This is a genomic window from Thiothrix sp. (assembly GCF_028714775.1).
In the GTDB taxonomy this organism is placed as follows: Bacteria; Pseudomonadota; Gammaproteobacteria; order Thiotrichales; family Thiotrichaceae; genus Thiothrix.
On record NZ_JAQTLS010000008.1, the window covers coordinates 73,802 to 96,491 of the forward strand.

A 22,690-nucleotide genomic window follows, 5' to 3' on the forward strand; every position below is an offset into this window, starting at 1 on the left:
GGAAAAGGAGGAGGTTATGGACAAGGTATGGTTGCCAAGTTATCCGTCGCATGTTCCGGCGACAATTGATACCCATCAATACCATTCGCTGGTTGACCTGTTCTTGCGCAGCGTTAGCCAATTCAGCGCCCGCCCAGCGTACAGCAACATGGGTAAAGTGGTTACTTATGCCGAGTTTGAGCGCCTGACCCGCCAGTTTGCCGCTTACCTGATTTTCGGCGCGGGCTTGAAACCGGGGGACCGCATTGCGCTGATGCTGCCCAACTTACTGCAATACCCGGTGGCACTGTTCGGCGCATTGCGTGCTGGTTTGGTGGTGGTGAATACCAACCCACTGTACACCGAGCGCGAACTCGAACACCAATTGAAAGACTCCGGTGCAACTGCCATTGTAATCCTCGCCAATTTCGCCCATACGCTGGAAAAGGTGCGGGACAAGGTTGCCATCAACACCATTATTACCACGGAACTGGGGGATTTGCTGGGTTTTCCCAAATCCCTTGTGGTGAATGTGGTAGTCAAGTACGTGAAAAAGCTGGTTCCCGCGTTCAAATTGCCGGACGCGATTACTTTCAATCAGGCATTGCGGCTGGGCAAGGAATATGCGCACGGCTACAAGGATGCAGCGCCGGGGCATGAAGACGCCGCGTTCCTGCAATACACCGGCGGCACAACGGGCGTGGCGAAAGGGGCGGTACTCAGCCACCGCAACCTGATTGCCAATATGTTGCAAGCCGAAGCGTGGGCAGCGGCTGACCTCGTGCCGGGGCAGGAAATCGTCATCACCGCTTTGCCGCTTTACCACGTGTTTGCCTTAACCGCGAACGCCCTGTTTGCCTTGAAAATGGGCGCGAAAAGCGTGCTGATCACCAACCCGCGTGATTTGCCCGCGTTCGTCAAGGAACTGGCGCGGGAACCGTTCACCTTCATCACTGGGGTCAATACCTTATTCAATGCCTTGCTGAACCAGCCTGAAATTGGCACGGTGGATTTTTCCCGCCTCAAGATCGCGCTTTGCAGCGGCATGGCAGTGCAACGCGCAGTGGCGGAACGTTGGAAAGCCCTGACCGGCGTTACCCTGCTGGAAGCTTACGGGCTGACTGAAACGTCCCCGGCGGTGTGCGTCAATCCGGTCAATCTGGCGGATTATAATGGCATGATTGGGTTGCCGATTTCTTCCACGGAAGTGTCGATCCGCGATTTGGATGGCAATGAACTCGACATCGGTACAGAGGGCGAGTTGTGGGTACGTGGTCCGCAAGTCATGCAAGGTTATTGGCAGCGCCCGGATGAAACCGCCAAAGTCATGCCCGGTGATGGCTGGTTACGCACGGGCGACATTGCGGTGATGAATGAACAGGGCTTCATCAAACTGGTTGACCGCCTCAAAGACATGGTGCTGGTTTCCGGTTTCAACGTGTACCCCAATGAGGTGGAGGACGTGCTCGCCAGCCACCCTAAAGTGCTGGAAGTCGGCGTGATCGGTGTGCCAGACGAACATTCCGGTGAAACCGTCAAAGCTTTCGTGGTGAAAAAAGACCCCAGCCTGAGCGAAACAGAACTGCGCGAATACTGCCGCCAGCAGCTTGCAGGCTATAAACGCCCGAAACAAATTGTGTTCGTGGATACGCTGCCGAAGAGCAATGTTGGGAAAATTTTGCGCAAAGAACTGCGGCAGTTAAGTGTATAGAAAACAATACTTGCGGCGTTACATTTTGGGCAGTAGGATTTCGCGCAGAAATGGCGCACGGCTCTCTTTTTGCTTAAAAGCGCGTCATTTCGTCCCCGTGAAACGTCGTTACATTTTGGAGTATTTATGAACAAACGTTCTATCGCCCTGATCGTTGGCTCTTTGTTGGCAGCTAGCGTTGCCCTGACTGGTTGTGCAACTGCCCCTGAAGCAGCAAAAGCACCTGAAGCAGCAGCACCAGCAGCGAAAGTAGCACCTGCGGCTAAGCCAGCAGCTAAAGCAGCAGCACCTGCTGCGGCAAAACCAGCAGAAGCAGCTCCAGCTAAGAAAGAAGTTTCCCCGCCAAAGAAAAAAGCGAAGAAAGTTAAGAAAGTCGTGAAGAAAGCGGCTCCTGCAAAAGCTGCGGCTCCAGCGGCTGACGCAAAGCAAGCAGCTCCTGCGGCTGATGCAAAGCAAGCAGCTCCAGCTACCGATGCTACTCAAGCAGCACCAGCGGCTGACGCGAAGCAAGCGACTCCAGCTACCGATGCTACTCAAGCAGCACCAGCGGCTGAGCAAAAGAAGTAATCGGTACGCGGTGACAGCTTTGTAACCGCTAACGATGTCCGGTAGGTTTATCACCTGCCGGATTCCTCACCCGCCGCAAATCCCCTCATTTCTTAAAGCGCATCACGACCTTGGTATAACCACCCGCTGGGTATTGGTAGGTATTCAGGTATTTTGCCGCCGACTTATAGCCGACCACGTAAGTCACGACACCTTCAAAATTGCCAACGTTTTTAACGTCTTGAATCTGTGAGTCAGGCAAAGATAACTGATGGTTGGTCGAACACATCCAGTCCATGATCGCAAAATTAATTTGCTTGAATACCGTGCCTTTAACCTTAACGATTGTCCCGCTGGGGTCGTGTTCAAAGGGCGGCTTGACGCTTGAAACTTTGTAAGTGCCAGTCATGGGGGACTTTACGGTGAAAATCACGTATTCATACAAACCCGCAGGGCTGGTGTCTTGGACTTGCACCAACGAGTTAGCAGCCGAACAGGCGGCAGCCATGCCCACATTGGCAAACCCCAACAAGCTGCTGGCTAACAAGGCGGTCAGATAGTATTTTTTATTCATGGCGGAATACTCTTTTGCAGTAAGTCACTCCATGACTGTAGTCCAGAATGCCGCCTATAGCTTAATGTACGTCAAAGACGTATGATCTAACCATGTTAACAGTAATCGAAACCCCATTATTTACTTCGCTATGGCCTGACTATTGGTCGGAAGATGAACGCGGCGCATTTGCGTCATGGTTAGCGGAAAACCCCGAAGAAGGGGATGTTGTGCCAAAAAGCGGTGGTGTGAGAAAGATACGCTGGTCGAGGAAAGGCATGGGCAAGCGCGGCGGTGTTAGGGTGATTTATTACAACCGATTAGCCAACGGTGAGATATGGTTGCTCCTGATCTATGCCAAAAACAAGAATGAGAACATCCCCGCGCACGTATTGAGGGCTATCAAAGAGGAGTTAGAACGATGATGACCGAAGAACAATTGATTGAGCGTGACTCCAAGCGTGATCTTGGGGTGGAACTGCTGGAATCTATCCGCCAAATGAAGGCTGGGCAAAAAGGCGCAGTCCATCAGGTGCAAATATCAAAAGTGGCAGAAGCACGGCACAAGGTCGGGTTCTCTCAACGCCAGTTTGCCGAATTACTGGGTGTGTCTACCCGCACATTGCAGGAATGGGAGCAAGGCAGGCGCAACCCTAGTAGGGCGGCAAGCTCATTGCTGAAACTTGCCATTGAACGTCCTGATGTACTGAGGGATGTATTCAAGGTTGCTGCATAGCGCAATTCCACTGTCTTGTGGGATATGCATAGGCTGTAATTCAACTTATTGAAAAAAATGTTATTTTTCTTCCCGCAATTGTAGCTCCCACATTGGCGGAGAAATTGACTTTTCACGATTAAAAACAACAACTTAACCAACATATAAGGCAAGCAAAAAGACACCAATAGTTACCATTATGACCCTATGAAAAACAAGCACTTACCTGTTAGTTTTACAAATTGATTTTCTGTTGCGAAGAAATAGCAGGGCAACACATCAGCCGACATTGATCGGCTTTTTTGTGCCTGAGTTTCTTGGAATGCCAAGCAATCACCCTGTACTAAAACTTACAATATTTAGTACATAGGTCAAAATCTTGTAGCACGGCGTAGAACAAGGGTTTACGGGGTAGCAAAACTGTACTAAAAGTTGTAACAAAACAGTGTTAGCAATCATCTAAGATATTTAGTACAATAGTTACAAGTTAAGTTACACTTTTGACACAACACGCCACGGCATGACACAAATTTAGGTGATTCTCTATGAAAATCGGATATGCACGAGTTTCAAGCACTGGACAAGACTATCAGACCCAACTCGACAAGCTGCAATTGGCTGGATGTGAGAAAGTCTTTCATGAAAAGCAATCTGGCAAAAGTGCGGATGACCGGGCGCAACTGCAAGCGGCTTTAGAATTTGCCCGTGAAGGTGATGTATTCGTGATTACGAAGCTAGACCGCCTTGCACGCTCCATGAACGACCTGACCACTATCACCAGCCAATTGCAAAAGAAGGGTGTAGGCTTCGTTGTCACGGATCAGCAAATTGACACCACCAGCCCAACAGGAAAGCTACTGTTCAACATCCTTGGTTCATTGGCAGAGTTCGAGAGAGATTTGATTAATGCCAGATGCGAAGAGGGACGCAAGGCGGCAAAGCTGAAAGGCGTACAGTTTGGGCGCAAACCCAAGATGACCGATGAACAGCTTGATGCACTGAGGGCAGACGTTAAGGCAGGCATCCTTTCCATGCAGGCGATAGCGGACAAGTACCAGATTGCACGAAACAGCGTTTACAGGCTGGTAGGTGCAAAAGAAGCAGCATAGCCGTATTCCTCGTAATGAATGCGGCGGTTAGCTTGCTATTGTTGTATAGTCATATTGTGCATACAATTAGGATGTAAGATGAAGATCGACTATGACCCCAAAAAGGACGCTTGGAATGTTGAACATAGAGACTTGCCGTTCGCTTTGGTTGAACACGTTGATTGGGATACGGCGTTGATTCGAGAGGATACGCGCTATGACTATCCAGAACAGCGTTACATCATGTTGGCTTGCATGAATGGCGGCTTATATGTGGTGTGTTTTACGCCCATTGTTGACGGTATCCGAGTAATTAGTTTCAGGAAAGCAGACAAACCAGAGAGGCGGAACTATGAGCGACACTATCACCCGTGCTAACCAACCCCTGACAGATGACAACGGCGAAGTTCGGGAACTGACCAGTGCAGATATGGCAGCATTCCGACCCCTTGGCGATGTCTTGCCAGCACTAGCGCAAATCATCCAGAAACGCGGTAAGCAAAAATCACCGACCAAAGAACGGATTACTATCCGGCTCTCCTCTGAGGTGGTGCAGTATTTCAGGGAAAGCGGCGAAGGCTGGCAAACCCGACTTGATGAAGCGTTAATGAACTATATCGCCGATCACCGAAAAGCGGCATAAGCACTCTGTCAAACCCTACCCAAGAGCCGGACAAGTTCCGGCTTTTTTGTGTCTGGCTTCCTGAGAATCCACGGAAATAACGCAAACCCTTCACTACCCTGCACACTCTGCGCAATCAATAACTTAGCCGTCACAAACCCTGCATCAACCCTGCATCAACCCTGCACTTTCGCAAACTCTGAACGCTGGAAACGCGCCAAACAGACCAACTTGAAACCCGTTTAACATTCAAGTATCGAATTTAACGAGACTTGACATGACCACAAACAATCACGGCGGCGCACGACCCGGAGCGGGCAGAAAGCTGATCGAACGGCTAACGCTGCAAATTGACTTGGGCAAGGGAACGCCCTCCGGCAATCTGGACAATATGGGCTTTGCCGACCTTCACGGAAAACGGCGACAACACCAAGACGCGCTAGTAGTTGCAAATCGCTGCAAGCAAATGTTGCTCGATATTGGGCTTAGTGAAAATCAGCAGCTAAACGACATGGTGCAGGGCTTCCAGCGCGAAATTGCAGACTTAACCGCAGAAATCAATGCCCGCAACGCATCCGCAGCACCATACCTCCGGGCAGCATTTTCGAGGGAATTTGAACTTAACGCCCTAATTTCTCAAGCCCGAAACCGCATCAAAAACGGTCAAGCCGATGCTGAACGCAAAAGAGCGGAACTTACCAAGGCTGGCGTTGACGGCGCAGACACGCTTATCGAGGATTACGACGCATCCAGCGACCTTGCAGAAATCAAAGAGCTTGAAGCCGAAGCCGCGAAATGGGCGCAATTCCAGCAAACGGAACTTGTCCGTGATTTACCGCCAAATGCCGCCGAAAGCGTGGCGCGAATCGGTGTGTACAGCAGCGTAAAAGAATCTTTTGGCATCCCTTTGTGACATGAAGCGACACACTGCATATTCAGCAAAACGTGCAGTAATCAGGCGGTTACTGCAAGGCGAAGTGGGGCGCGTAGAACTTGATCGGTTGATTGATTGGACAAACTGCTGTCAGTGCATCCATGAATTGCGTAGTGCAGGTTTCGGGATTGTGACCACGTTGGATGATGACAGACGGGCTGTCTATTCCCTGCCATTCAGCGATAAGCCCAAGGCGCATGATTTTCTAAAATAGACGGATTTAGACGATGGAAAGCAAAAAAACACGGCTCAAAACAGGTGGACGCAAGCGCGGTTCTGTAAACAAGGCAACGCGCACTATCCGAGAGGCTGCGCAAGAGTACACGGACGATGCTCTTAAGGTGCTGGCAGAGGTAATGAATGACCACGATCAACCCGCACTAGCGCGGATTGCGGCGGCATCTCAAATTCTTGACCGTGGACATGGGCGACCTACGCAATCCGTTGAAGTTGATGCATCCGTGAACAATCGGCGCATGGATTTAAGCCTCATTGATGCGGAACTAGCAAAAGCCGCAGAGGAACGCGCCAGACGGCAAAAGGAGCTTGAGGAAAGTGGTGTGCTTGGCAAGTTTGAAACCTAAAGGATAGCTGATGTACCAATTTTTAGGCTTGAACGAAAACCTGATTGCCAGAATTTACCCCGTGAATCCTCAAGGAATACGGCTAGCTGGCAGTGCTGAAATACAAGCACCACTGACCGGAACGCGCCACAAGCCACAAACCCCATAAAGCCGTAAACTTTCACCATAACACGCGCTAGTCGTCTATACGGGGCGTGTGTGCGTTACTGACGGCGTTTGTCGAGTTCATCGCTCACAGTCTTAACGCTGATTTTTGGATTTTCTTTAGCCGCCGATGCTAACAACATTTGCGTAGCTCCACGGACGGCATCAAGTGGCAGTAGTTCCGCACTAGAAATAATTTTTGCTATCAGCTCTTCTCTCATAGCTTCCATAGCCTTTTCCAATTGAAGCACACGATCTTCCATAGGGATATTCGCGTTTGAGTTCTCCTCCTTGGAAGTTTCAAGTGACACGCCAAGTCTTAGCAAAATCTCTGCATGAAGTGATCTACCACCTGCACGGGCGAATTCTTCCAGTCGCCTACGCATTGAGGCTGGAAGGCGGATTGAATAAGTTGCTGGAAGCTGCTGTTCATCTTTGTTCATACGCTGATTATGCGAATCGAAATGAATACTTGCAAAGTGTTTTTTTGTGTTCATATTGATTACACCAGGGTTATGCTTTATCCTTGTGTTCAAATGTAATCTTGGAGAACACATGAAAGACAAAAAACCACCCCGCTCAATTCGTCTTGACACTGATGTGGATGCTTGGGTGAAAGACCGAGCGAAAGACAGTGACCGCAGCGTAAACGCTGAAATCAACCGCTTGTTGCGACAAGCAAAGGAGGCAGACGAACAGAAAGCGCAAGCGGCATAAGCCACAAACGAAAACACCTAACCCACTAATTTTTAAACAAAATGGCAAGCAACCCATAACCCAACGGAATAATGATGATGAATGTAAAGGCAAAAATCGAGCCGATAGAAAAGATGCTTAAGCAGTTGCGTGACAAGCTGGAAAGCAAAGGCGGGGAGCTGGTAGCCGATGCGGATTGTGTTCTTGACGCTCTTTCTCTGTTGGAAAGTGAATTCAGCGAACACTCGGAAGCACTTAGCGACCAAGTTAAAAGTTTTTTGAGCCAGCAAGCTAAGCAGGAAAACCGTGTTACGCCGAGTTATGCGCGGGACATACAGCAACAGATTACCCAAAGAGAGCTATGGATTAGCAGCTTGAAGCGACAAAAATCAGGCGGCGTATTAACTAGCAGACCGGGTTTACCAGCAGACGCTATTAGCGAAATTGACCAAAAAATAGAGGAGTTTCAACGCGAAATCAGAGAGCTTGGGTGAAAGACAAGCGCATAAACAAAAATGCCCCATCACTGGGGCATCCCGGCTGCAAGGTGTTGGAACCACCCAAACGGCCTACTGAAAAACCCTTACAAAGCATTTATTTAGGAGATTCAGCAATGAATAATCTTAGCACAAAATTGGCTGTAGAAATCAATCAGTCATTACGCGAACAAATCCGCACCGAAACCACGTCTTTCCTTGATGCGGTTGATAGCGGCGACAGAGCGCAAGCACTCTCCGAATTATCGAATCTTTGGGGATTGCTGACCCGAAACCGCTTTGACGATCTGAACGATTTTGAGTTGCGCGAATCCGCAGAGGCGGCACTGACAGACGCAACGTCTCTATTGCGCGTTCTCACATTTTCAGACTTTGACAACCTCACCAGCGATGATTTACGCGGCGTTCTTTCAATGGCAATCGGGAAAATTGAACCCGTCCTTTTGTCGGTTCGTGGGGCGCAACCATGAACGGCCTGATTATCTTCTTCGCTGGCATCATCACCGGGCTATGGGTATCTGCCCAAGCGAAAGCCCTGAACCTGCCCGTGTTCCACCACATCGACCCGCTGGCAGTAGTGCTATGCGCTGGCGTGGTGCTGTTCGCCCTCTCAATGCGCGGCAAGCGCACCGGGGGCAAACCATGAAAGCACGTATCGCTGAATTATTCGCAAACCTGACCTATGAAATGGTTTTCAAGTGGATAACCATTTTATGCGCTTTGGGATTCATCTTGTTCTACGCCATTGCTGCAATACATGGATTTAATCCCGACAACCCACTAACCAGCATCCCGGCACTGATGCGCGTATCGGCCTGCATTGGCATCACGCTTTTAATGGGCGGGACACCTGCATTGTCATTAATGCGTGTCGTTCAATTGCTGACAATGTTGCTAATAGCGAACTTAGGTTAAGGGGGTGTTTTATGTCGATCATTAAGGGCTATGACCTACACGCGCAAATCAGCGCACTAACAGCAGATGCTAACGAAAATGATGCATCATTCAGGGTAACAAAATATGCACAAACATTCCTAACCATTGCCACTACGCTAATTTATTACAGCTTTACTTCTGTAATATTTGCAGGGGTTAGCGTTTGGGCGTTCCAACAGTATGTTTTTGAGAATGGGACAAATGTAAACGGCTTAATCTACACGGTTGCTCTTGTGGTTTCGACTCCCATAGGGCTTGCGCTTGCAAAGCATGGAAATTTCCGCGCAATGGCACACGCGCATTCTTTTAGGGAGTTCGTTGTTAGGGCTATATTGGCGCTAGCGGTGATTACTGGCGTATGGTACGAAGCTGTTAGCAGTTCCAGTAATTTGCAGGAAAAGGCTTTCCATAGCGTCGAATCATCAAATGCAGGTAAGAGCATCCTTAATTCAGGCGTTACCATTTCAAGCGGCAACACTGCTTTAGCTGATGCTGAATTTAAGCTAGTTTCATGCCAGCGCAAATTGAAGGAAGGAAGTGTTAAGGATTGCCTTAATTCAGAGGCAAGAGTTAATTCCCTGAAAGAGCAAGCGGCATTAGACCGACAGTCTGCCAATGATGCAAGCATTAAGGCCGTGACCGTAAAGCAGGCGGCTTTATCAAAGGAACGTGATGAACACGCATTGCCCGCTGCTAAATCATTTGCCGGAATGTTTGATACATCCCTAGCGACTGGGACTATGTTTATCGTGGTGCTTTCGTCGCTGTTCTTCGAGTTAATCCACCTGACAACCATTTACAACGAACGCCAGTATTTAGCCAAATTGCAACATACCCGCGAATCATTGCAAATGCTCAAAGGTGATTATTTCAAAGCTGTCGGAAAAGTGTATTCACCGGATGACTTCAAGGACGATAAGACGCTAGACGTTGATGAATTGCGTTCTAATGGTGTTATCCGTGATTTTAGCGATGAATTGCCGGATACGCTGGACGATAAAGACACCGCTTTTAAAATCACGACACGTGGTAAGCCGTATGAAGACCCTAAACCCGGTTTCGGTTTCGTTCCGCAGAGTGCCAAGCTCTTTAAGTGGCAAGACCAAAATGAACCGCTTCCAGCGAAAGCAGAAAAGCTGCCTTTCGGGTTTATTCCAAAATCGAAGGCGCAAGCAGATAGCCCAGAGATGCGCGAATCTAGCGGCTTCCATCAAACACCTGAACAGCGGGCGAACGTCCAGAAACTTGCTGATGGAATGGCAGTACACGCACCTACACGCAAGCCCCTACACGGGCGTGTAGGCGATTCCGACCCCTTACACGGGCGTGTAGATACACGGGCTGATGATGCGTACACGCAGGCACTTGAAGCCAAGGCCGGGGAGTATGTTGACTGCCCACAATGCGGCGGTAAGTTCCGCAAGGTGAACAAGCAACACACCTTTTGCAAGTCAGCTTGTAAGGACGAATGGCACAACACAAAAGACCCGAAGCGGCTCGAAGCCTTGAAAGCCAAATCTCGTAAGCGAAAAGGGTAGCTGCAAATGGGCGGGGTGTGCAAACCCTGCCCAATGCGGGCTGTTTTTCTTGGAAACACGCAAAAATTAACCACAAAAACACCCCGCACAATATGCCAATCGACACAACAGGATTAGCAAAATGCAACAGACAATTATTACTACCGACGACCCTCTAATGGTTATGACCGAAATCACAGCAGCATCACGGCTATCTCGCTGGACGATTATTCGCAAAGTAAAAGCCGGGACTTTCCCAATGCCTTTACGGTTATCGGAGGGGCGCATCGGCTGGCGAAAGAGTGATTTTGATGCGTGGAAAAACGGACTGACTACGGGAGCGGCGCAATGATTGCAGCAATTGACAGGGGGGCATCCCCCAAAAAAGTAAGCCCCGCCAGCAGCAAACTAAACGGGGCAACCGATAAGAGATACGTTTTTGATTATACCAAAAGCTACGGACAACTGCACCATCTTGATTCCAGTTCAATTGCTGAGAAAATCGAGCATTACCGCGAAGCAATTAAATTAGCCAACACCACGGCTGATTTGTGTCAGCAATGGGCGGACGAATATCAACAAACCGCCGATTATTGGCGCGGTGAGGCTGGACACGCGGCGTTATTATTACGCTTGACCCTTATCCAAAAGTGGAGGGCTGGCAATGTCTAATACTCCCCATGACAAGCAAATTGATGGCAGCTTGCCGCAAAACAAACTAGCAAGTGACATTGCAAAAAAACTAATTACGTCGGTGCGCTGGGATGATTCGACGCAGCAATGGTTTACAAAAAAGGGCTATGTCTGGAAGCCTATCAGAGACATAGTGATTCAACGGAAAATTAAAGGCGAATTGGATAAAGCAAAGTCTGATGACGGTTATTCTTTTGCGCTCATTTCTGCAATCGAGAAATTTTTAAAAATCGAATTGCAAGTTGAAGAATGGGAAGTAAGCCGACATCTGTTACCGATGGCTAACGGAGTCCTTAACTTGCAAACTGGAAAATTAGAATCCTATGGCAATCGGCTGTTTACTTGGCAATTGCCTTACGCATTCGACCCGCTTGCCATCTGCCCAACCGTGGAACATTACCTAACTACGGTTACTGGCAATGACGTATCCATGATTATGTTCCTGAAAGCGTGGATGCGTGTTGTTCTAACGGGGCGCTATGATTTACAAAAATACCTTGAAATTATTGGTAGTGGTGGGACTGGCAAAAGCACGTTTATTGAGCTTTGCACTTTGCTAGTGGGTGACGAAAACCGTGTTGTCACCGATCTAAAGCGACTGGAAGGAAGCCGTTTTGAGTCCGCGAATTTGAAAGGCAAAAGACTGGTTGTTATTACAGACTCAAGCCAACATAGGGGAGAGGTGGCTAACTTAAAGGCTATTGTTGGTAGTGACCCACTGCCTTACGAAAAAAAGGGCATACAAGCTGCTGAACCATTTATTTACAATGGGCTGTTAATGATAGCCGCAAATGAAGCTATCCAGAGCAGCGACTACACTAGCGGGTTATCGCGTCGGAAAATACCAGCAGAATTTAATATTAGAGCGACCGACGAGGATAAAAACCGTTACCGCAAACAAGGCGGGATTATAAAAGTAATGCAAGCGGAAATGCCGGGATTAGTAAATATGCTGTTATCCATCAACGAGGACGATGTGATAGACCTAATTAATAATCCTCAAGGCTCAATGTTGCGCCAAAAGATCGAAACCGAGATTAACACAAACCCTATCCTTGGTTGGCTGGATGATTGCGTTATCCCGTGCGAGAAAGGCGAAAAAGAGAGTGGCATAGGCAATGCAGAGGGTGACTACAGCACACATCTGTATCCGTCCTATGTAAAGTGGTGTTCCACTCAGGGTAGGCAACCAAAGTCTATGACTTCATTCAGCAGCTTGGTTATTGACAACTGCAAAACATACGGCATCGACACTGCAAAACACAAAACAAGCACAGGGATGGTCCTGCTTAAAATTAGATTAAGGACATCTTCCGATTATGGTAAGCCATTATTAATATCTTCCAAAAGTGAAGGGTTAGATAGTAAAAGTGAAGGGTTGATGCAGGGTAAAACCCGCGAAAGTGCAGAGTTTGCAGGGTATGACGGGTTAGAGTCGCCAGTAAAATTTAATGACGAAATGGAGGTTGCACTATGACCGCAATAACGCAAATTATCCGCGATATTAATGCTACTGGTGCGCAATTTGTCATTAATGCGCATGGCGGTGTAGGGCTTGACCGTGCTATACCTGTCGACCTTCTGTCTGTCGCAAAGCAACACAAGGATGGTATCCGAGAGGAGCTAATCAGGCTGGAAGGCATACGGCGGTTGGGAGTGGCGGCGGAAGGTTTGCCGTTGGACTTTGCCGACCTGCAAGCATTCTTTTTCGAGGATTTGCCGGATTTTGGGAGTGGTGCTGTATCAATGGAGGGTATCCGTCATGCCTGCGAGTGGTTTGCTTACACCTACAAGGGGAGGGCGCAAGCGTGAAAAAATTAGTCCTCCTTGAAACATGGGCAAAAATGCGCTATCCAGACCTAACACCCACTATCCGCACACTTCGCCGTTGGGTGAAAGAGGGCAGGATACAGCCACAACCGATCAAACACGGCAAGTACTTCCGCGTTCGTGAGGATGCGGTTTACTTTGACGCTTACGAGGGTATTGGTGAATGAAAAAGCGCAAGCCACAAGGTTTGCATAGTTTCACGGCGAAGAATGGCACGGTGTATTACACCTGCCTTCATCCCGAAACTAGCAAGCGTCATTCGTTGGGCAAGGATTTTGTGCTTGCCTGTAAAGTTCTTCACTCACTGCAAGCGCAATACCGTACTGACCGTGAACAGAAAATACTGAATCGCATCAATGGTGGTGGTAAGACGTTTGCTGTTTTCGTTGACACAAAGTATCTGCCAATGATCGAGGCCACCGATATGCGGCTAAATACCCGTAAGGAAAAGCTGTATTACGCTAAATTGCTGGTAAAGCAATTCGGTCATAAGCCAATGACAGAGGTATCGACGCGAGTCATTAGTGATTTCCTTGATGGATATGTTTCGCAGGGAAAAGAGCGAACCGCTCAAGGTATACGCACCAGCCTGATAGATATTTTTTCCTTGGCAATTGACAAGGGATGGATGCCAGCTACTCACAACCCCGCAAAAATTACCCGTAGCCCAAATGTTAAAACGAAACGCTCACGGTTGACGCTGGAACAGTTCAAGCTGATTTATGCGCAATGTACGGAAGAGTGGGAACGGCGCATGATGGAACTGGCGATTTTAACAAGCCATGCAGGTAGCACAGACCTTTCAGCAATGCAGAAGCCCAAGGACGGCTTCCTATGGATTCGCCGCACCAAGACAGACGAAGGCGTTAAAATCCCCTTAGACCTCACCCTAGACGCGCTAGGATGGAATTTAGGGGATACCGTCAAGAAATGCACATCCACTAAAGTGCTTTCGCCTTACTTGCTGCACCACGTTGAAAACCACGGCGCAGCTAAGCGCGGATGCAAGATGGAAAAAAACCGTCTTACACACGCATTCGCCGCACTGGTGAAGAAGTCCGGCATTGATTGGGGCGATAAGTCACCAGCGACGTTATACGAAGTCCGTAGCCTTTCGGAGCGTCTCTACGCTGACCAAGGCATCGACACGAAAACACTGTTAGCCCACAAATCCGCTAAATCCACTGCAAAATACCACGACACTAGGGGCGATGACTGGCACACGCTGAACCTGAAAAATGATGCAGGGGATACAAAAGGCTTACAAAAACCTTACAACGGCAAAGCAAGAGATTGAAAATAAAGGTTATTTTTCTTCCCGCAATTGCAGCTCCCACATGTGGAAATATTGCCCGCGCAACGCTAGCAATTCCGCGTGTGTGCCTTGTTCCACGACCTTTCCGCCATCCATCACTAAAATCCGGTCGGCGTCCACAATCGTCGACAGTCGGTGCGCAATCATCAGCGTGGTGTGGTAGCCCGCGACTTCGTGCAAGGTTTGCTGGATGGCCTGTTCGGTGGCGCTATCCAGTGAAGAGGTGGCTTCGTCGAAAATCAGGATCGGCGGTTGTTTGAGGATGGCGCGGGCAATCGCCACACGCTGTTTTTCCCCGCCGGAAAGTTTCAAACCGCGTTCGCCCACCACCGTTTCCCAACCGTCCGGTAGGCTGTCGATGAAAGTGCGGATGTGCGCCATGTCGGCGGCGCGTTCCAATTCCGCTTGGGTGGCTTGCGGGTTGCCGTATTGCAGGTTGTAACGGATGGAATCGTTAAACAGCACGGTATCTTGCGGCACGATGCCAATGGCTTTGCGCAGGCTAGCTTGGGTGGCAAGGGCAATGTCTTGCCCGTCGATCAGGATGCGCCCGCCCGTTACGTCATAGAAACGGTACAGCAGGCGCGAGAGGGTGGATTTGCCCGCGCCGCTATGCCCGACGACCGCGAGTTTGCTTCCGGCAGGCACGCTGAACGATACGCCGCGCAAGATCGGACGTTCTGGCTGGTAGGCGAAATCGACAGCCTCGAAGCGGATTTCACCCTGCGTGACTGCCAGCACAGTTGCAGTGGGCGCGTCTTTCACTTCCTGCGGGGTTTCCAGCAGACGGAACACCATGTCCATGTCCGCCAACGTGTATTTTATTTGGCGGTAAACGATGCCGAGCGTGCCGAGCGGCAGGAACAGTTGCAGCATGAAGGCATTCACCATCACCAGATCGCCGATGCTCATTTCCTTGTGCACCACTGCGTTGGCGGCGAAAAACATGATGATGGTGACGCCGATGCCGATGATCGACGATTGCCCAAAGTTCAGCAGCGACATGGAGGTTTGGCTCTTGACCGCCGATTCTTCCCACTGCCCCAGCGTGTTGTCGTAGCGTTCCAACTCCAGTTTTTCGTTGTTGAAATATTTGACCGTCTCGTAATTGATCAGGCTGTCGACTGCTTGGTTGCTGGATTGCGAATCAAAGCGGTTCATGGCGTGGCGGTGATCCATGCGCCATTCGGTAATTTTGACGGTGAAAAGCACGTACACCGCGACGGTCGCAAAGGTGATCAGGGCAAATGCGGGGGCGTAGTTCTTGAGCATAATCACTGCCACCAGCGTAAATTCCACCGCAATCGGGATGATGCTGAACACCATGAAATTCATCAGCGTACTGACCGACCCCGTGCCGCGTTCGAGGTCGCGGCTGATTGCGCCGGTTTTACGTTCGAGGTGAAAACGCAGTGACAGGTTGTGCAAGTGTTCCAACACCCGCACCGACAGCTTGCGCATTGCGTGGTAGCGTACCCGCGCAAACACCGTGTCACGTAATTCATTGAACAGCGCACTCGCCAGCCGCAATGCGCCGTAGCCCAGCAGCAGGATGACGGGCAATACCAGCACTTGTTCCGGCTTGCCTTGCAGGGTGTCCACGATGGATTTGAGGATCACCGGGACACCGACGTTCGCCACCTTCGAGGCAATCAAGCAGATGAGGGCGAATAGCGCCCGCCCCCGGTATTCCCACAGGAAGGGCAGCATGGATTGCAGGTTATGCCAGTCGCGGCGGTCAGCAGCGGGGCGTTCGGTGCGGTTGGGCATCATCGTGGCGTAGCATCCGGTTGGTGTTGTGGCGTGGATGATAGCGCACTACGGGGCGGGCGTGATAAGTAACGCTCCCGTCATTGATTGTTCGTCACCCAATCAATGAAACCTGCATGGTTATCACGGATCAAGCCTAGAAAAGCACAGTTGTATTTAAACCAAGCCTGATAATAGTCGAGCATTTCCTTTGTTTTAGGCGCATTGGGTTTTGGTAATTCAGTCATTTTTAGGCAATATTCTGAAACTTGTTTGCCAGTTTTAAGTATGGCGGCGGTTTCGTTATCTAGCGGTTTTACGCCCTGTATAGCCGCTTGCGACATATCCGTGCTCAATGTTGTTGTCGATGAGTTTCCCGCTTTCCACTCGGTTTTGGAAAGGGGGCGTGTCACATAGCTTCCGTCAAATAGCGTGGCGGGGTTTTTCCCATAAGCAAAGGTGTAGCGAACCCAAACGGTTTCTGATGTCGGTGGCCAGTTTGCGGGAAATAGCGGAGATTCGGTTTTTGTCCACATAATGTTAGTCGCTGGAGTGGCGGTGGATTCGGAGGAATTGGTGGGTAACGAGGTATTTGGCTGTGTTGCATCCGTTGGGGAACTGTTTGCAGAACTGCATCCCTGAAGAAAAACGGCTAATAGAATGCTGTTACCAATAAGCTGTAAGGGGTTTTTCCATACGCAAGCAGAAGGCTGTTTTTTTCTATATGACATGGGTTGTTGCTCCTGTGTCTGTTGATGGATAAGAATCATACGCCTGTGTATTCAGTGCCGACAATATTTTGCCGCGCCCGTCATGTTGAGGTGGTGGGGGCGCTGCGGCGCTTGCAGGGTGTCATTGCCGCCACTGCCGGATCGGGGCAGAATGGGCGGATCGTGCAACATAACCCTAGGTAAATACCATGCCAGACAATCACAGCAACCCCGCCGAACCCGTGTGGACAGTTGTCCAGCAAGCCGCCGCCGATGACGGTTTACACCTGTTGCGGGTGCTGGATGTGGGGGCGAATTTTCCGTTTCGGAACTACCCGGAACGTTTCAGCATCTTGTGGGAGTTTGCCGAACTCGATGCCGAAGGCTTGCCCAGTGCGGCAGAACTCACCCGCATGAAGGATTTTGAAAACGCTTTGTGCGCGGTGATGCAAGCCGACCATGCCGCGTTATTGGTGATGGTGTTCACCGAGCCTGCCCACCGCGAATTTATCTGGTTGGCACGCAATAAATCAGCCTTCCAGAATCGGCTCAATACGGAGGAAAGTTTGGGCGCTAAACTCCCCATCACCCTCGACCATGAAACCGATGCGCAAGGCGAGTTCTACCTGTCGTATGCGACGAAAGTCGTGGAACGCTTGAAACCGGCAGCGGGGTGAACCCTTGACTGGAGTTAACACTATGCAGCGATTCGGCTACAAAATTATGAAAAAGAATCTGGCGGAAGAAGCACAGGTCGTGCACGCCGCCATTGCCCAGCAACGCCCGCTGGAAGTCGGCCTGTATTCGGGCGATGAGACAATCTGGGAATTCGTTGTCGCCACCTTGCGCGAAGCAGCCCAGCCGATCCCCGTCAATACCCATTTCAACCATTACCAAGCGACGCTGTTTGGACTTGATCGGCAGGAAGAGGCATTGCATCAGCAATTTGCCTCCGCCAAAACCCTCGGTTCGGCGTATTCCATTATGCACGCCCACAAGTATTCGCTCAGTCAGCGCCCTGCGTTTCGTGACGCGCTGAGCGAACATCTGGTGCGGCAGTTGCGCTTGTTGGAATGCTTCTGCGCGGAATACGACCATCCGGTTCACATCGAAAATACCTTCCACTCGCTGGCGTTTTATCAGTGGCTGTTTGAACTGGTGGAACGGCTGGAGTTGCGTTATATCCACTGCTGTTTCGATCTGGGTCATGCTAAAATCTGGTCGCCGGAAAGCCTGCCGCAATGGTTGCAGTGGCTGCATGAACTGGAGGGCAAAGGCGTGCGGTTGCATTTCCACCTGCACGCCAACAACGGGTTGACCGACCAGCACCTCACCTTTGTCGAAAGCGAAAGCCTCGGTTTGAACCGGGCGGATGATTATACGCAGGCATGGGATTACTTCACGGCACTGGCGCAATTGCAGCAGCAGTTTCCTGACAGCCGCAAGGTGTTTGAGGTCAAACCGGCGCTGGCGGTGGCGAATATGGAGCTGGTGATGGCGCGGTTGGCTGCGCACTGAATGCCGTGAGTTTGCCCCAGTGCAGGCAAGGTGGGTTTGCTGCCACGACCCGATCGGGGCAGAATGGGCGGATCGTATTTTCAGGAGTTTCACCATGCGAATCCTTCACACCATGCTGCGCGTCGGCGATCTGGAACGCTCGATTGTGTTTTACACCAACGTCCTCGGTATGCAACTGCTGCGCCGCAAGGATTACCCAGCGGGCGAATTCACCCTTGCCTTCATAGGTTATGGCGACGAAACCGACCAGACCGTGCTGGAACTGACCTACAACTGGGGCGTGGATAAGTACGAACTGGGGACAGCGTTCGGGCATATCGCTCTGGAAGTGCCGGATGTGTACGCCGCTTGCGACAAAATGCGGGCAGCGGGCGGCAAGATCATCCGTGAAGCCGGGCCGATGAATGCGGGTACGACCATTATCGCCTTCCTCGAAGACCCGGATGGTTATCAGATTGAGCTGATTGGCGAGAAACACCAGCGTGGTTGATGTTACCTGTTACGGGCGGCTTGGGAGAAAACACTATGACCCAACTCAAACTCTATAGCCACCCCATTTCCGGCAATGGCTACAAGGTGCGCTTGCTGCTCGCCCTGCTGGGGCTGGAATACGAACTGGTGAATGTCGACCTGTTGGCAGGTGAAAACCTGACACCGGCATTCAAACAGCTCAATCCTCGCGGGCAAGTTCCGGTGCTGGCGGATGGTGACACCGTGATCTGGGATTCGATGGCGATTCTGGTCTACCTCGCCCGCCGCTACGGTAATGGCGTGTGGCTACCGACGGATGCGGTGGCAGAAGCGCAGGTGATGCAATGGTTGGCGGTTTCCGAAAACGAATTGCTGTACGGGCTGGCTAGGGCGCGGGCGACATTGTTGCTGAAACGCCCCTTCAATCTGGAACAGTGCCAAACCGAAGGCAGAGCCGGGCTGGCGGTGATGGAACAGCAGCTTACCGGGCATGAATGGCTGGTGGCGGGCAGGCCGACTATTGCCGATATTGCCTGTTACCCGTATGTGTTGCTGGCTCCCGCTGGTGAAATCAGCCTTGAGGCTTATCCCCATGTGCGGCAGTGGCTGGCGCGGGTGGAAGCGTTACCCGGTTGGGTTCCAATGACTGCCTGAAAGAAATCGGCACAACGGCTAATAGTGTCGTTGAGTGAAGCAACCAAACAAAACCAAGCCCTATGACGATCCAGTACCAGATAAACACACCCATTTCCGCAGACCAATTCATCGACCTGCTGCGCCGCTCCACCTTGGGCGAACGCCGCCCCATCGACGACCGCGAGTGCATGGAAGGCATGGTGAACAACAGCAACCTGCTGGTGACAGCGTGGGATGGCGGCAAATTGGTGGGTGTGGCGCGTTCCATGACCGACTTCCATTACGCCTGTTACCTGTCTGATCTGGCGGTTGATCAAGACTACCAACGGCAGGGCATTGGCAAGCAACTGCAAATCCTCACCCAGCAGCAATTGGGCAGGCATTGCAAACTGATACTGATTGCAGCTCCGGCGGCGAATGCGTATTACGGGCGGATTGGGTATACACACATGCCGCGTTGTTGGGTGTTGGATGGGGGGAGTCTTGGATGCAGGTGGAGCGCTAGAAACGAGGCAACACTCCGACCATCGGTTAGTGTAACAAATGGATAATCCCCATTTTCCCTGTCGGAAGTATTTGAGTCCCACCTCCTGCAAAGTAGACTATACTAAGATGCAAGATATGTATGCTTGGTACACTACCGCTGGGAGCGGTTAGTAGGTGGATCGTGCTTGCTTGCATATTGATTGATGTATGCTCATGTGGTAAAATATAAGTGCGCTGTGCTGTTAACTAATTGCGGACATGATTTTAAAGACTTTCTTGGTACAACTCATTGGAATAGGATGCAAAAATGTTTCAGTTATCGACTCACAAGTTGTGTCTAATTAATAATAACAAATAATTGGTAATGCTATGGATAACCTTCCAATAAAGCTTGAGAAGCAGCCGATAATAGATGGTCTTTTTGAGATTAGGTTTGTCTCATCTTCTGTTGTAAGACTGGGTAGTATTTTACCTGGGCTTTTATTTGCTTCACTAGAAGGTGAAAAATCACTTGCTACACTACCATTAAACCAATTTCCAGAACAGATGCGCGATTCTGATCAGAATCTAAAGTATCTTCCAATTCATAGAATGGATTGGGGTAAATTTTATATAAATATAGGTGATCATGCTATATCAGTTGGTTTTAAGTACCCATATCCTGGATGGGGTGATTTTAAAAAAGCCATTATGGATGTAATGATGCTTGTGCTAAAGAGCGGCGTCATCCAGACTATAGATAAATATATGATAAAAGCTGTTAATCTTATTTCATCAGATGATATTGGCGAGCAGGTGTCTTTTACAAACCTTAATGTAAAAATTGCGAATTATGCACTAAAAGAGAATTTTTTTAGTGTTCAGCTAGAAATTCCGAGCGGTGATTTCCTTCATAATATCAAATTGCTATCATCTGCAACGGCGAAAATTCACACTAATGAAGAAAAGCACGGGTTAATTATTGATATTAGCACTATATCTAATGTAAATGCTCTGATGACTGATGTTATGGATGGACTCCCATTAAAGCTAGAGGACATCCATACATCAAGCAAGAGAATGTTCTTTTCTTGCTTGACACCTGAAACACTAGATGGATTGGGGCCTATTTATGAGTAGCTATATTTCCAGCCAAAGTAGATTATTTGAAAATAATCAATTCGCAAATAGCTATTTATTGCCAACATTAATATTGGCAGGCAGTACTATATCTCCTGCTGTTGATATTGATCAGGGCTATAGTTCTGACTTCTATCGACATGAATTGGTTGAGTTGTTGGTCGATCTCCAGCAATCAAAAAGCTATGCAACATATACGGCTGGTTCGGACTTATTGTCTGAAAAAGATTATGCTGGAATCTTATCTAGCAGGAATAAGTATACAGAGGATGCAAAATCATTTTTATTAAATCAGTCCAATATTGCTCCAAAAGATGTTTCTGATCTATTAAGCTCTATTTTTTCAATTTATAATAAAGCTTCAACAAAAATAAGTATCTATAGAGACCTTGAAGAAGGGTGGGTTAAGCCAGTAATAATTATTGACTCAGGAATTAATGATTTTGATATGATTTATGATCTAGAAGACAAGCTCTTTGAAATTATGAGCGGCAATGACAGGCTATTAAAGATAGCTTCTTTCTTCATTATATCGCAGATTTAAATGAACTTTGATCCTGTAAGCTTTTATTTGTTGGCAGGCGCTCTTCATTGTAGTAAAGAGTTAGATTCAACATTAGACGAAGCTAAGTATCGAACTTCTATTTCAAAGTCTTATTATGCTGCCTTTTTGAAGGCAAGGGAAGGTTCTAGTGTCACAACAAGATCGGAGAGTGTTCATAAGCAAGTTATAGATTTTTACAAAGGAAAAAGAAAAGGATCACTATCCAATAGACTTGATAGCCTAAGAATAATGAGAGGAAATGCTGACTACGATATGGACTGTAAAATAACAGGAAGAGAATCTGGCAATGCATTATCTCTATCTCGCAAAATTTTAGAGGAACTCGGAGAAAAATTCCTGAACAAGTAGTTAAATGCAAATGAAATTTATATAGATTCTCTCTCTGAGTGAATTTAAGACCATTCATCATCTTTTTGCTTGCTGACGTTGATTGATAGTAAGATATATTAAGCATATCTCCTTGTGTGAGTTGAAAGTCCCTTAAAAGTCAATAATTTAATTTCGACGCCAAGCGCTTGATTTATATATAATTATGATAATATTGAGCGCCTAGGTAAAATTCTTCATGGTCTAAGAAATGCAATATACCCACGGTAATTGAGTTTTCGGTTTTCATATTTTGATGGCCTTGAAATTATCAGTCATCAGCGTTTTTAGTTCATCGTGGTACTTGCCGATCCCCCGGAAGAAATCCTTCTCTTTGATATTATTCGTGACTAGCGACACCTCCAAACTCAGCGCATTAGCAGCAATCATCATGTTCAGTGCCCCAATCGGCTGGTCATATTTTTCCAGATCAGCCCGTAGCTCGCCATAAGTATATGAACCTAAGTTTTCGTGCATTCGTAGCATGAAGATTCAATGAGTTACGTTCATGGAATGCGTGAAAACTTCAGCCCGGCTACTTACAAGAAGGATGTGGACTCATTGTAATCAACAATACGGAACGGCAAGAGGAAAGCATTCAGGGCTTCCAGATTGGTTTGTGCCTGCTGGCTTTTTTGTCAGTGTCTCTACTGCAAATTATCTTGCATCTCAATAAAAATGCTATTAAAGTCATATTACCTGCAAATCAT

36 protein-coding genes are annotated in these 22,690 nt (G+C 48.9%); 31 read left to right on the forward strand and 5 right to left on the reverse strand.

The genetic code is table 11. The features are described from left to right. Positions 1 to 16: 16 nt before the first annotated feature. Together PHE17_RS08960 and PHE17_RS08965 are read left to right on the forward strand one after the other, a co-directional pair. On the forward strand, positions 17 to 1,690 hold the full coding sequence (locus tag PHE17_RS08960; RefSeq protein ID WP_301015492.1) for an AMP-binding protein: 1,674 nt from the start codon (positions 17 to 19) through the stop codon (positions 1,688 to 1,690). Between the two features lie 126 nt (positions 1,691 to 1,816). Further along, positions 1,817 to 2,257, forward strand: coding sequence for a hypothetical protein (locus PHE17_RS08965; RefSeq protein ID WP_301015493.1), 441 nt, complete (start codon positions 1,817 to 1,819; stop codon positions 2,255 to 2,257). 85 nt (positions 2,258 to 2,342) lie between these two features. Here PHE17_RS08965 and PHE17_RS08970 read toward each other — a convergent pair whose 3' ends face one another. Then, a complete protein-coding gene (locus PHE17_RS08970; RefSeq protein ID WP_301015494.1) occupies positions 2,343 to 2,810 on the reverse strand; it encodes a hypothetical protein in 468 nt (155 codons plus the stop codon). Positions 2,811 to 2,902: 92 nt separating this feature from the next. Between PHE17_RS08970 and PHE17_RS08975 the strand changes: the two genes are divergently transcribed. The 8 genes from PHE17_RS08975 to PHE17_RS09010 all read left to right on the forward strand — a co-directional run bounded on the left by PHE17_RS08975 (position 2,903) and on the right by PHE17_RS09010 (position 6,880). Next, a complete protein-coding gene (locus PHE17_RS08975; RefSeq protein ID WP_301015495.1) occupies positions 2,903 to 3,214 on the forward strand; it encodes a type II toxin-antitoxin system RelE/ParE family toxin in 312 nt (103 codons plus the stop codon). After that, positions 3,211 to 3,525: a helix-turn-helix domain-containing protein gene (locus PHE17_RS08980; RefSeq protein WP_301015496.1), complete on the forward strand. Its 315-nt coding sequence runs from the start codon at positions 3,211 to 3,213 to the stop codon at positions 3,523 to 3,525. Before PHE17_RS08975 ends, PHE17_RS08980 begins: the two co-directional genes overlap by 4 nt. 524 nt (positions 3,526 to 4,049) lie before the next feature. Then, positions 4,050 to 4,613: a recombinase family protein gene (locus PHE17_RS08985; RefSeq protein WP_301015497.1), complete on the forward strand. Its 564-nt coding sequence runs from the start codon at positions 4,050 to 4,052 to the stop codon at positions 4,611 to 4,613. Between the two features lie 78 nt (positions 4,614 to 4,691). After that, the gene (locus tag PHE17_RS08990) at positions 4,692 to 4,970 is read left to right on the forward strand and encodes a BrnT family toxin (RefSeq protein WP_301015498.1); all 279 of its coding nucleotides are present in this window, start codon (positions 4,692 to 4,694) and stop codon (positions 4,968 to 4,970) included. Beyond that, positions 4,945 to 5,235 carry a BrnA antitoxin family protein gene (locus PHE17_RS08995; protein ID WP_301015499.1) on the forward strand — a complete coding sequence of 97 codons (291 nt, stop codon included), beginning with the start codon at positions 4,945 to 4,947 and terminating at the stop codon, positions 5,233 to 5,235. Before PHE17_RS08990 ends, PHE17_RS08995 begins: the two co-directional genes overlap by 26 nt. Positions 5,236 to 5,491: 256 nt before the next feature. Next, positions 5,492 to 6,127 carry a hypothetical protein gene (locus PHE17_RS09000; protein ID WP_301015500.1) on the forward strand — a complete coding sequence of 212 codons (636 nt, stop codon included), beginning with the start codon at positions 5,492 to 5,494 and terminating at the stop codon, positions 6,125 to 6,127. Between the two features lie 248 nt (positions 6,128 to 6,375). Further along, positions 6,376 to 6,732, forward strand: a complete 357-nt coding sequence (locus PHE17_RS09005) for a hypothetical protein (RefSeq protein ID WP_301015501.1) — start codon at positions 6,376 to 6,378, stop codon at positions 6,730 to 6,732. Between the two features lie 10 nt (positions 6,733 to 6,742). Beyond that, positions 6,743 to 6,880, forward strand: coding sequence for a hypothetical protein (locus tag PHE17_RS09010; protein ID WP_301015502.1), 138 nt, complete (start codon positions 6,743 to 6,745; stop codon positions 6,878 to 6,880). Positions 6,881 to 6,935: 55 nt separating this feature from the next. Here PHE17_RS09010 and PHE17_RS09015 read toward each other — a convergent pair whose 3' ends face one another. Then, complete coding sequence (locus PHE17_RS09015) at positions 6,936 to 7,373, reverse strand: Arc family DNA-binding protein (protein ID WP_301015503.1); 438 nt, start codon at positions 7,371 to 7,373, stop codon at positions 6,936 to 6,938. 58 nt (positions 7,374 to 7,431) lie between these two features. Between PHE17_RS09015 and PHE17_RS09020 the strand changes: the two genes are divergently transcribed. From PHE17_RS09020 to PHE17_RS09075, 12 genes are all read left to right on the forward strand, one after another. Then, on the forward strand, positions 7,432 to 7,593 hold the full coding sequence (locus tag PHE17_RS09020; RefSeq protein WP_301015504.1) for a hypothetical protein: 162 nt from the start codon (positions 7,432 to 7,434) through the stop codon (positions 7,591 to 7,593). A gap of 74 nt (positions 7,594 to 7,667) precedes the next feature. Further along, on the forward strand, positions 7,668 to 8,066 hold the full coding sequence (locus tag PHE17_RS09025) for a hypothetical protein (RefSeq protein ID WP_301015505.1): 399 nt from the start codon (positions 7,668 to 7,670) through the stop codon (positions 8,064 to 8,066). After that, on the forward strand, positions 8,063 to 8,539 hold the full coding sequence (locus PHE17_RS09030) for a hypothetical protein (RefSeq protein WP_301015506.1): 477 nt from the start codon (positions 8,063 to 8,065) through the stop codon (positions 8,537 to 8,539). The genes PHE17_RS09025 and PHE17_RS09030 overlap by 4 nt, the downstream gene beginning before the upstream one ends. Further along, entirely contained in the window at positions 8,536 to 8,715 is a 180-nt protein-coding gene (locus tag PHE17_RS09035; RefSeq protein WP_301015507.1) for a hypothetical protein, read from the forward strand. Before PHE17_RS09030 ends, PHE17_RS09035 begins: the two co-directional genes overlap by 4 nt. Next, positions 8,712 to 8,984, forward strand: a complete 273-nt coding sequence (locus PHE17_RS09040; protein ID WP_301015508.1) for a hypothetical protein — start codon at positions 8,712 to 8,714, stop codon at positions 8,982 to 8,984. Before PHE17_RS09035 ends, PHE17_RS09040 begins: the two co-directional genes overlap by 4 nt. 11 nt (positions 8,985 to 8,995) lie before the next feature. Further along, on the forward strand, positions 8,996 to 10,543 hold the full coding sequence (locus PHE17_RS09045) for a hypothetical protein (RefSeq protein WP_301015509.1): 1,548 nt from the start codon (positions 8,996 to 8,998) through the stop codon (positions 10,541 to 10,543). A 121-nt stretch (positions 10,544 to 10,664) separates the two neighbouring features. Next, on the forward strand, positions 10,665 to 10,874 hold the full coding sequence (locus PHE17_RS09050; protein ID WP_301015510.1) for an AlpA family phage regulatory protein: 210 nt from the start codon (positions 10,665 to 10,667) through the stop codon (positions 10,872 to 10,874). After that, positions 10,871 to 11,194 (forward strand): hypothetical protein, encoded by a 324-nt coding sequence (locus PHE17_RS09055; protein WP_301015511.1) that lies wholly within the window; start codon positions 10,871 to 10,873, stop codon positions 11,192 to 11,194. Before PHE17_RS09050 ends, PHE17_RS09055 begins: the two co-directional genes overlap by 4 nt. Continuing rightward, positions 11,187 to 12,692, forward strand: a complete 1,506-nt coding sequence (locus PHE17_RS09060) for a phage/plasmid primase, P4 family (protein ID WP_301015512.1) — start codon at positions 11,187 to 11,189, stop codon at positions 12,690 to 12,692. Before PHE17_RS09055 ends, PHE17_RS09060 begins: the two co-directional genes overlap by 8 nt. Continuing rightward, positions 12,689 to 13,027, forward strand: coding sequence for a hypothetical protein (locus PHE17_RS09065; protein WP_301015513.1), 339 nt, complete (start codon positions 12,689 to 12,691; stop codon positions 13,025 to 13,027). Before PHE17_RS09060 ends, PHE17_RS09065 begins: the two co-directional genes overlap by 4 nt. Beyond that, positions 13,024 to 13,212, forward strand: a complete 189-nt coding sequence (locus PHE17_RS09070) for an excisionase (RefSeq protein WP_301015514.1) — start codon at positions 13,024 to 13,026, stop codon at positions 13,210 to 13,212. The genes PHE17_RS09065 and PHE17_RS09070 overlap by 4 nt, the downstream gene beginning before the upstream one ends. Beyond that, positions 13,209 to 14,342 (forward strand): hypothetical protein, encoded by a 1,134-nt coding sequence (locus PHE17_RS09075; protein WP_301015515.1) that lies wholly within the window; start codon positions 13,209 to 13,211, stop codon positions 14,340 to 14,342. Before PHE17_RS09070 ends, PHE17_RS09075 begins: the two co-directional genes overlap by 4 nt. Positions 14,343 to 14,351: 9 nt before the next feature. Here the strand turns inward: PHE17_RS09075 and PHE17_RS09080 are convergent, their stop codons facing one another. Both PHE17_RS09080 and PHE17_RS09085 read right to left on the reverse strand, forming a co-directional pair. After that, positions 14,352 to 16,133 (reverse strand): ABC transporter ATP-binding protein/permease, encoded by a 1,782-nt coding sequence (locus PHE17_RS09080; RefSeq protein WP_363320093.1) that lies wholly within the window; start codon positions 16,131 to 16,133, stop codon positions 14,352 to 14,354. 77 nt (positions 16,134 to 16,210) lie between these two features. Further along, positions 16,211 to 16,840, reverse strand: coding sequence for a hypothetical protein (locus PHE17_RS09085; protein WP_301015516.1), 630 nt, complete (start codon positions 16,838 to 16,840; stop codon positions 16,211 to 16,213). Between the two features lie 24 nt (positions 16,841 to 16,864). Between PHE17_RS09085 and PHE17_RS09090 the strand changes: the two genes are divergently transcribed. From PHE17_RS09090 to PHE17_RS09130, 9 genes are all read left to right on the forward strand, one after another. After that, positions 16,865 to 17,023 carry a hypothetical protein gene (locus PHE17_RS09090; RefSeq protein WP_301015517.1) on the forward strand — a complete coding sequence of 53 codons (159 nt, stop codon included), beginning with the start codon at positions 16,865 to 16,867 and terminating at the stop codon, positions 17,021 to 17,023. 5 nt (positions 17,024 to 17,028) lie between these two features. Next, complete coding sequence (locus PHE17_RS09095; RefSeq protein ID WP_301015518.1) at positions 17,029 to 17,496, forward strand: DUF695 domain-containing protein; 468 nt, start codon at positions 17,029 to 17,031, stop codon at positions 17,494 to 17,496. Positions 17,497 to 17,518: 22 nt separating this feature from the next. Continuing rightward, positions 17,519 to 18,337, forward strand: a complete 819-nt coding sequence (locus PHE17_RS09100; RefSeq protein ID WP_301015519.1) for a hypothetical protein — start codon at positions 17,519 to 17,521, stop codon at positions 18,335 to 18,337. Positions 18,338 to 18,431: 94 nt separating this feature from the next. Then, on the forward strand, positions 18,432 to 18,827 hold the full coding sequence (gene gloA / locus PHE17_RS09105) for a lactoylglutathione lyase (protein ID WP_301015520.1): 396 nt from the start codon (positions 18,432 to 18,434) through the stop codon (positions 18,825 to 18,827). Positions 18,828 to 18,862: 35 nt separating this feature from the next. Beyond that, positions 18,863 to 19,462: a glutathione S-transferase N-terminal domain-containing protein gene (locus PHE17_RS09110; protein WP_301015521.1), complete on the forward strand. Its 600-nt coding sequence runs from the start codon at positions 18,863 to 18,865 to the stop codon at positions 19,460 to 19,462. Between the two features lie 62 nt (positions 19,463 to 19,524). Then, complete coding sequence (locus PHE17_RS09115) at positions 19,525 to 19,995, forward strand: GNAT family N-acetyltransferase (RefSeq protein WP_301015522.1); 471 nt, start codon at positions 19,525 to 19,527, stop codon at positions 19,993 to 19,995. Between the two features lie 304 nt (positions 19,996 to 20,299). After that, positions 20,300 to 21,049, forward strand: a complete 750-nt coding sequence (locus tag PHE17_RS09120; protein WP_301015523.1) for a TIGR04255 family protein — start codon at positions 20,300 to 20,302, stop codon at positions 21,047 to 21,049. Continuing rightward, entirely contained in the window at positions 21,042 to 21,593 is a 552-nt protein-coding gene (locus PHE17_RS09125) for a hypothetical protein (protein WP_301015524.1), read from the forward strand. The genes PHE17_RS09120 and PHE17_RS09125 overlap by 8 nt, the downstream gene beginning before the upstream one ends. After that, on the forward strand, positions 21,594 to 21,962 hold the full coding sequence (locus PHE17_RS09130; protein ID WP_301015525.1) for a hypothetical protein: 369 nt from the start codon (positions 21,594 to 21,596) through the stop codon (positions 21,960 to 21,962). A gap of 264 nt (positions 21,963 to 22,226) precedes the next feature. Here the strand turns inward: PHE17_RS09130 and PHE17_RS09135 are convergent, their stop codons facing one another. Next, positions 22,227 to 22,466 (reverse strand): hypothetical protein, encoded by a 240-nt coding sequence (locus PHE17_RS09135; RefSeq protein WP_301015527.1) that lies wholly within the window; start codon positions 22,464 to 22,466, stop codon positions 22,227 to 22,229. Between the last annotated feature and the right edge of the window lie 224 nt (positions 22,467 to 22,690).